This is a genomic window from Lunatimonas lonarensis (assembly GCF_000390185.1).
GTDB lineage: Bacteria > Bacteroidota > Bacteroidia > Cytophagales > Cyclobacteriaceae > Lunatimonas > Lunatimonas lonarensis.
Map to the genome: position 1 here is coordinate 1 of NZ_AQHR01000093.1, position 7,244 is coordinate 7,244.

Below are 7,244 nucleotides of genomic sequence, written 5' to 3' on the forward strand. Positions count from 1 at the left end.
AGAGGACAGATAGGGAACTAATCCCTATCTTCCTACTCGATTTTTCGAACATTTGAACTGTTCGAAATTGAGACAGTTTTCATTTCCGTCTATTTTTTAATGTTCATAAAATCAGTTAGTTAAGTTTGTTTTTCCGTTTTGGCACCGCTTTTTCAGATGCAGGGACATCGAACATGCATCAAACAACAAATTATGAAAACGTACACTTTATTATTTCTATCCTTTTTTACGTACCTCCTGGGTTTTGGCGAGTCGGGAGCACAGCAGCTGGGAAACAGCCTTACCGGTGTGGTGGTCAATGAAGAGGGGGAGCCGCTGCCCTTCACCAATGTAGCTTTGAAAGATAACGCGACACAGCAGCTGATTACCGGGGTTGTGACGGACCTGGAGGGCTACTTTATGCTCATTAACGGGTATACCGGCGAGGCTTTTTTGGAGATATCCAGTATCGGATACACGCCTTTTCTTCTTTCAGGTCTGCGTTTGGATGGAGCCACAAAAAAGGATTTGGGCTTCATTAACATGGCAGCCGGTCTTGAGTCGCTGACGGAGGTTACTGTCAGTGGTATGCGGGCACAGATCGTGTTTGATGCAGACAAAACCGTCGTGAACGTGGAGGGGTCACCCCTTGCTGAGGGAAATACTGCCTTGGACGTAATAGGACGGTCGCCCGGCGTATTTGTAGACAGTGACGGAAACATAAATCTCAATGGGAGAAGCGGTGTGGTAGTTTTGATCGACGATCGGCCAACCTATATGAGTGCTCAGGATCTTGCTAATTTTTTGAGGGCAATGCCTGCCGATAACGTAAAAAGCATCGAGGTGATCAATAATCCCTCTTCCAAATACGATGCGGAGGGTGCCGCCGGGGTGATAAATCTGCGCTTAAAGAAAAATGACCTAAGCGGCATCAACGGTAGCGTCCATATGGGCCACCGGTACAATGGCATCCATGCGCCCAATGCAGGAGCCAGTCTCAATGTAAAGCAGGGTAAATGGACCACCAACGCCAACTTAAATTACAGTGAATGGGCGCAATTCAACGATTTGGAGATTTTGCGCAGGTTTCAGCTCGAAGAAGGCAGCTCAGATTTTGATCAGCAGGCCCGGTTGAAGTTGGTTAGGAAAAACCTGTTTTTCCAAGGGGGAACAACGTATCTTTTAAAGGAGAACCATAGGCTAGGGGCAAACCTTCAACTCTCTAGGCAGGATGGAGCAGAAGATGGCCTTTCCAATACGGCTATCACGACTCCAGGCAGTTTGTTTCCAACCAATCTTCGAGCTATCAATGACAGCCGGTCGGACAATACGCGTTTATTTGCCAACCTCCACTACGTGGGTGAACTGGATACGGTAGGTACCAAGATTACATCGGATGTGGATCATACCTTTATGGATGCGGGAAGTTTGAGTTTGTTAAGCAACCGATATTGGACGGAGGCTAACCAGGTCGGTAATCAAGATCGGATCCTGACCGGTAACGAGATGGCCTATTCCATCTTTACTACCAAGGTGGACTTTACCCGCCCCCTTAAAAATAGCAGATCCGTTGAGCTAGGGCTAAAAGGAAGTTGGGTAAAATCAGATAATGACCTACAAATATCCAAAAGTATAGAAGAGGGCCCCCTTGAACCGGACGCAAACAGCAATCGGTTTGTATATGACGAGAATGTGCTGGCAGCCTATGGAAATTACCACACCAAGCTGGGACCTAAAATGAAATTACAGGGGGGATTAAGGCTTGAGTATTCCGATATTACCGGCCACAGCGTTACCCTTGACCAACGTAACAGGCAGCAGTACGCGGATCTATTTCCAAGTGTCAGCCTTCAACAAACCATAAATGACAACTATCAAGTGGCCTATAACCTGAATCGACGCATTACCCGTCCCAACTATAGGTTGCTCAACCCATTCGTTTTTTACATAGATCCGCTTACTGTCGAGGAAGGAAATCCAAATCTCACCCCACAATATGCAACCAACCTGGAGATGAATCATACGATTAAGGGGCAGTATCAGATCAGCTTGGGGTATGCCCGTACAGAAAATGCCTTCGGTCAGATCATGATCCAGGACGACGCGACCAGACGAACCTCCATTCAAATCCAAAATCTGGACGTAACCCAAAACCTGAACCTTCGTTTTGTTGTACCGATGGAAGTAGCTCCCTGGTATACCATGAACCACATGCTACAGTTGAGTCAGAATACCTTTCAGTCCCAATTGGGGAGCGAGCTGCTGGACGAAAGCCAGTTTACCATGACGTTCCGTACCCAGCACAACATGACCTTTGGCAAAGGATGGAAAGCTGAAATGGTTGGCATGTATATGAGTAAAAACAGGTTTGGGCAAATGGTTCTTAACCCGGTCGCATGGGTAGATGCCGGGGTTTCAAAAAGCTTTAAAGGCGACAAGTGGAACCTTAGTGTAAATGGTTCAGACCTTTTAAGAAGCCAGCGGTTTACAGGAAATATTCGCTTTGATCAGATCAACACCGATGTGGCACAATACAATAATATACAGTCGGTGCGCATAGGTCTAAGGTGGAAATTTTCGCAGGGGCAAAATTTCAAGGTTTCTCAACGAAGCGGGAGTACGGAAGAGCAAAACCGTTTGGACTAAACGGAAAAAAGCAGCGTCTACCGATGGGATGGGGACGCTGCTTTTCTTAGATAAAGTGATAGAGGAAAATCAAGGTAGCCGCCAGGGCAGGCTTCTTTTCGCCTTTTATCTCAATTTTCACCTTCATTTCAGTTTTGATAGTGCCTCTGAGGTCACTGATATTGGCCAGAGAGGCATGCATTCGAATCTCATCGTTTACCTTCACGGGATTGGCAAACCGAAGGTTTTCGATCCCGTAGTTGACCATCATTTTCAGGTTGTTCACAACGACGATCTGATCCCAAAGGTAAGGTACCAGCGAAAGGGTCAGGTAGCCATGCGCAATCGTGCCGCCAAAGCCACCCTCCACTTTTGCCCGCTCGGGGTTGGTATGGATCCACTGATGGTCCAGCGTGGCATCGGCAAATAGATTGATCTGATCCTGGGTGACTTTATGGTATTCTGAAGCTCCCAAGTCCTGCCCTACATAGGCCAGAAAGTCTTCGTAGCTATCGATGGTAAGCTGACTCATTAGAGGAATGTTTTAGGTTGAAAACCGTAAAATAAAAACAGCAGTAAGCGTAATTTGACATCATGTGGTTTAAAACCAAGTGAGACGCCCCGCAACGCCTAGTCGCGCAAGTTAGCGGAACTTTACCAAATATTTTTTCCAACCGTTGGAAAAATGAGCGTTCCGTCTATTTCGCCCTCGTTTTCAAGTAGGATATCCAACGGCATCAACAGCGGTTCGTCCGATAGATCAAACGTTCCGAAGTGCATGGGAAAGAAGAAACGACCTTCCAGCTCATGGAATACCTTGATGGCATCCGTGGGGCTGATATGTGACTGGTGCATAAACCATTTGGGCTCGAAGGCTCCCACTCCCAGCAGTGCATAGTCGGGACTTCCCAATGCGTTTCTAATGTCCATATAGTGAGGCCCATAGCCGCTGTCTCCCATAAAGTAGACCGAGGTGTCGGTAAACCTGAAATAAAAGCCTCCCCACAGGGTCTTATTTTCATCCGATAGCCCACGTCTTGACCAATGTCGGGTAGGCACAAAAATCACTTCTGCCTGATCTTCGGCCATGGTATATTGCTGAAACCACCCCGCTTCCTGAACCTGTTGGCCGGAAAGCCAGGGGGCAATGACCTTGCCTACACCCAATCCGGTAAGGAATTCCGCATGGGGATACCTTTCCGCTAAGAATTCTATCGTGGCGCGGTCACAGTGGTCGCGGTGGTTATGAGAAATAAGGATATAGTCTATCGCGGGAAGTTCCGAAAGTGACAATGGCAATTCGGATTGGCGTTTCAGAAAGAAGTTATCGATCAGTATGGGATCTATCAGGTAGGTTACACCCTCTTTTTTTATTAAAAAACTGGCATGGCCAAGCCAGATTAGGTAATCGTCGCTGCTTGCCACTAGCTCCGACGCCGATTGGACGGAAAGTGTCCTGCTGTCCTTCTTTTTTCTTTCTGCCAATGGGTTCTTACTCAACTTCCATTTTACCAAATCGGAAAATCTGGAGTCGAATGGCTGATACAGGTTTCGAAATGTTCCATCCTCGTTTATCGGAGTACCCTGCCACATGTCAAAAGGTGCCAAGGTTCGTAGATCCTTATTGGAAGTATACGCTTCGGTATCGTTCCCAACGAAGCCGGATAAAAGGGGAATACCAGCGGCAACAGCAACAAAGGTTAAGGAAAAATAGATAGCGCTTCTTTTCATCGATCAGTGGTGTAGGACACACTGTCTCAGGAAGCCCGAAGCAAGGTGTAAATCAGCTCGGAAGGAGTTTGGATTTTTGCAATCTTTTCATCCTCCAGTTCTCGCTTCAGTTCGGACTCCAATTCATAGATCAATCCCGACACAAACACCCGATCCATTTTTAGGTCTTCATAAAAGTTAGCGCCTTTGCGTTTTCCGGTAAGGGGAATTCCGTAGGATTCAAAAACCCGGATGGCTGTGCGGAGTGCTTTTATGTTATTCATAGCTAAAGTTTGGTTTAGTTGTTTCTAAGACGAAAAAAAACAGCGTTTTGTTTTGGCAATGAGGAAAAAGGGTAAAAAGTTCGTGTCTTGGCATTTGTCCAGCGCTACGGACAATTGGAGTAGAGGACAGAGATGTGGCGGGATAACGGGTAGTAATTGATTATCAGATGCAGTCAGGGTATAAATTGTAACCCAAGCACGTTGTATCCGACGAAACGAACGATTGCACCCACGATATTAGGCGGCATTCGACATTTTTGTACTAGATTTAAGAGGGAAATAAGTAAAAAAAGAGATACCATGGGGAATACAGGAAACTACTTGGACAGTACGCGGCAACTGCTAAGGGATTACAAAGTAATGGGAGAAAAGGCAATGAGCCAGATACCCGAGCAAAAACTGTTTTATCGGTTCAACGAACACAGCAACTCCGTGGCTATGTTGGTAAACCATCTAAACGGAAATATGCTCTCCAGATGGACATCTTTTTTGGATAGCAATGGAGAGAAGCCGTGGCGGGAGCGGGATGCTGAGTTCGAAGAGGCGATCACCACCCCCCAGGAGATATGGGCAAAATGGGAGGAGGGATGGACATGTTTGTTTGCCGCGCTGGATCCCCTTGGAGAGGACGATCTGATGCGGATTGTCCGGATCGGTGACAAGGATCATAGCGTGGTGGACGCCATCAGCCGTCAGTTGGCCCATTATGCGTCGCACATAGGGCAGATCGTTTACCTAGCCAAGATTTTTGCGGAAAAACCGTGGCAAACGCTAAGTATCCCAAAAGGGAAATCGCCGCGTTATAAATGAGTTGGGGATTATCGGAAAAACGCTTCGAATATACCATCGATTTGAAAAATGCGTACCCCGTTTTTTATCATTGTAGTGGTTTTTTCCGCCGCAGTCTCCATGAGCGAATCCTCAGGGTATAAAAAGGCATTGATGGCTGCTACTACCGGGATTCCCCTTTGAGCTGCCCATTCCACGTCCTCTTTGGTCAGGTCCCGGGCAAATAGGTAGTAATGATTGGGGCTATAGTCTGGCCGGGACTGATTGGCTTTGAGCTGGTCTATGGAGCAGCTTAATCGGACCTTTCCGGTAAAATATTCGGTAGACGCCGTTGTGCCGATCATCATGGCATTGTCCTGAAGTCCATAGGTTTGGAGCAATTGGATGATTTGGGCGAATAACGCCTCGTCAAATCCGTCAATCTTGTTGTCCAGCATCACCTCGATTCTACCGGCACAGGCAGCCAAGACCTCTTCCAGGCGGAGAATTCGGTGGCCGGAGGGATGCCTGAGTTTCCTGATTTCTTCCCAGGTCATATCGCTCGCGCGCCTGTCAAGGTTAAAATACTTGCGGAAATGCGGATCATGCTGGGTAATCAAGACGCTGTCTCTGCTCAGTCGTACATCGATTTCGACCCGGTGGTATCCCCGCCGGATGGCTTCCTCTAATGCAGCTAGGCTGTTTTCAGGCGTATTCGATCCCACAATACCTCCCCGGTGGGCAATTAACGTGTAGGGATGGAAGGGGTTCTTGTTTTGCGCATAGCAAGGTAGCCCTAGGACGAACATTGAGCAGGCCAACAGTATAAGGTTCTTAGCATTCACGATAAAAGGAGCTTGGTTTGGAGAGCGAAAATAACCTAAATGGGGACATTTTTTGAAGCGATATCAGATCAAGTTATTGTGAAGTATTGGCATCGGGTGTTCTATTTCTATTTGCTGAACGGGTTGGAGGTCTTAGGTGGTGGGCCTATTGGTTTTTCTCTGATATTCAACCGTTCCGCCAACTCGCCAAGATCATCGGCTGTATCGATATCGCGCAGCACAGGTAGAAGGGAAGCGGTCAGGCCCAAGCCCTCTGCCCGGGAGAGCGTATCCTGGCATACGCTGGAGGTACTCCAGGGGATGGCCGTAAACAGTTCTGGTGTGGGTTTGGACATTCCCAGCAGGTAGTAGCCCCCGTCTTTGGCAGGGCCCACGACCAAATCGGTTTCTGCCAAGAGAGTGAATGAGTGCGTGATCAGTTTGGCCGAGATTTCGTAGCAGTCCGTTCCGATGATCACGACCTGCTGGTAACCTAGGGAAAATACGTGCTTGAAAGCAGCCCGCATGCGGGCACCGAGGTCGGGGCCCTGCTGCGCATGAAAGAAGTAATGGGCCGGAGCGGTACTATCAGGGCTGATCTTACCATCTACGAATACATGGATGTCCGCCTTTACCTCTTTCAGAAGCTGGTGGATGTACTCCACCAAGAAAACGTACACCCGCAGGGCTTCTTCATCTCCGATACCCGCGGCCAGCCGGGTTTTTACCTTGCCCAATTCGGGGATTTTTTGGAAGACAATTACGGCCTGCTTCATGCCGTAAAGCTAGGGATTAAATTGGGATCGTTGAACTATAGCCCCAGCGATGGGCTTCATGTTGACAATCAGCCTTTCTGATCATATTGAAAGCTGTGGTTATTCGTCAAGAAGTTGGGCGCACGAAATTCCATATCCTTAGGTTCCTTCACTTCCTTGAGCGACGATTTTAATTTTCTGATCGTTGCCAATCCGATATGAGGGAATAGAAAAGGACCGATTGCTCGGCCCTTTTTTAACCCACATTGCGTCCTTTCCCGGTTAAAGGAGATATTTTG

8 protein-coding genes are annotated in these 7,244 nt (G+C 47.7%); 2 read left to right on the plus strand and 6 right to left on the minus strand.

Annotated features, from left to right (window positions below; genetic code table 11):
• Positions 1-192 precede the first annotated feature (192 nt).
• Positions 193-2,625 (plus strand): outer membrane beta-barrel protein, encoded by a 2,433-nt coding sequence (locus ADIS_RS16375; protein WP_010855756.1) that lies wholly within the window; start codon positions 193-195, stop codon positions 2,623-2,625.
• Between the two features lie 46 nt (positions 2,626-2,671).
• On the opposite strand, the gene ADIS_RS16380 is transcribed toward ADIS_RS16375, so the two are convergent.
• The 3 genes from ADIS_RS16380 to ADIS_RS16390 form a co-directional block, all read right to left on the minus strand.
• The gene (locus ADIS_RS16380) at positions 2,672-3,136 is read right to left on the minus strand and encodes a MaoC family dehydratase (protein WP_010855757.1); all 465 of its coding nucleotides are present in this window, start codon (positions 3,134-3,136) and stop codon (positions 2,672-2,674) included.
• A 122-nt stretch (positions 3,137-3,258) separates the two neighbouring features.
• Entirely contained in the window at positions 3,259-4,335 is a 1,077-nt protein-coding gene (locus ADIS_RS16385; protein WP_010855758.1) for an MBL fold metallo-hydrolase, read from the minus strand.
• Positions 4,336-4,361: 26 nt separating this feature from the next.
• The gene (locus ADIS_RS16390; protein ID WP_010855759.1) at positions 4,362-4,598 is read right to left on the minus strand and encodes an acyl carrier protein; all 237 of its coding nucleotides are present in this window, start codon (positions 4,596-4,598) and stop codon (positions 4,362-4,364) included.
• Between the two features lie 300 nt (positions 4,599-4,898).
• Here ADIS_RS16390 and ADIS_RS16395 point away from each other — a divergent pair, with 300 nt between their 5' ends.
• Positions 4,899-5,408 carry a DUF1572 family protein gene (locus ADIS_RS16395; RefSeq protein ID WP_010855760.1) on the plus strand — a complete coding sequence of 170 codons (510 nt, stop codon included), beginning with the start codon at positions 4,899-4,901 and terminating at the stop codon, positions 5,406-5,408.
• An 8-nt stretch (positions 5,409-5,416) separates the two neighbouring features.
• Here ADIS_RS16395 and ADIS_RS22430 read toward each other — a convergent pair whose 3' ends face one another.
• The 3 genes from ADIS_RS22430 to ADIS_RS23455 all read right to left on the minus strand — a co-directional run.
• Positions 5,417-6,211 carry a glycerophosphodiester phosphodiesterase gene (locus ADIS_RS22430; protein ID WP_051113337.1) on the minus strand — a complete coding sequence of 265 codons (795 nt, stop codon included), beginning with the start codon at positions 6,209-6,211 and terminating at the stop codon, positions 5,417-5,419.
• A gap of 107 nt (positions 6,212-6,318) precedes the next feature.
• Positions 6,319-6,966 carry a TIGR04282 family arsenosugar biosynthesis glycosyltransferase gene (locus ADIS_RS16405; protein ID WP_010855762.1) on the minus strand — a complete coding sequence of 216 codons (648 nt, stop codon included), beginning with the start codon at positions 6,964-6,966 and terminating at the stop codon, positions 6,319-6,321.
• A gap of 68 nt (positions 6,967-7,034) precedes the next feature.
• On the minus strand, positions 7,035-7,244 hold a 210-nt coding region (locus ADIS_RS23455; protein WP_035806550.1), incomplete at its 5' end, for a hypothetical protein.

Excerpts from the sequence above, each read along its gene's own strand:
- ADIS_RS16375 (WP_010855756.1), top strand. The coding sequence starts at position 193 with ATGAAAACGTACACTTTATTATTTCTATCCTTTTTTACGTACCTCCTG.
- ADIS_RS16380 (WP_010855757.1), bottom strand. The coding sequence starts at position 3,136 with ATGAGTCAGCTTACCATCGATAGCTACGAAGACTTTCTGGCCTATGTA.
- ADIS_RS16385 (WP_010855758.1), bottom strand. The coding sequence starts at position 4,335 with ATGAAAAGAAGCGCTATCTATTTTTCCTTAACCTTTGTTGCTGTTGCC.
- ADIS_RS16390 (WP_010855759.1), bottom strand. The coding sequence starts at position 4,598 with ATGAATAACATAAAAGCACTCCGCACAGCCATCCGGGTTTTTGAATCC.
- ADIS_RS16395 (WP_010855760.1), top strand. The coding sequence starts at position 4,899 with ATGGGGAATACAGGAAACTACTTGGACAGTACGCGGCAACTGCTAAGG.
- ADIS_RS16405 (WP_010855762.1), bottom strand. The coding sequence starts at position 6,966 with ATGAAGCAGGCCGTAATTGTCTTCCAAAAAATCCCCGAATTGGGCAAG.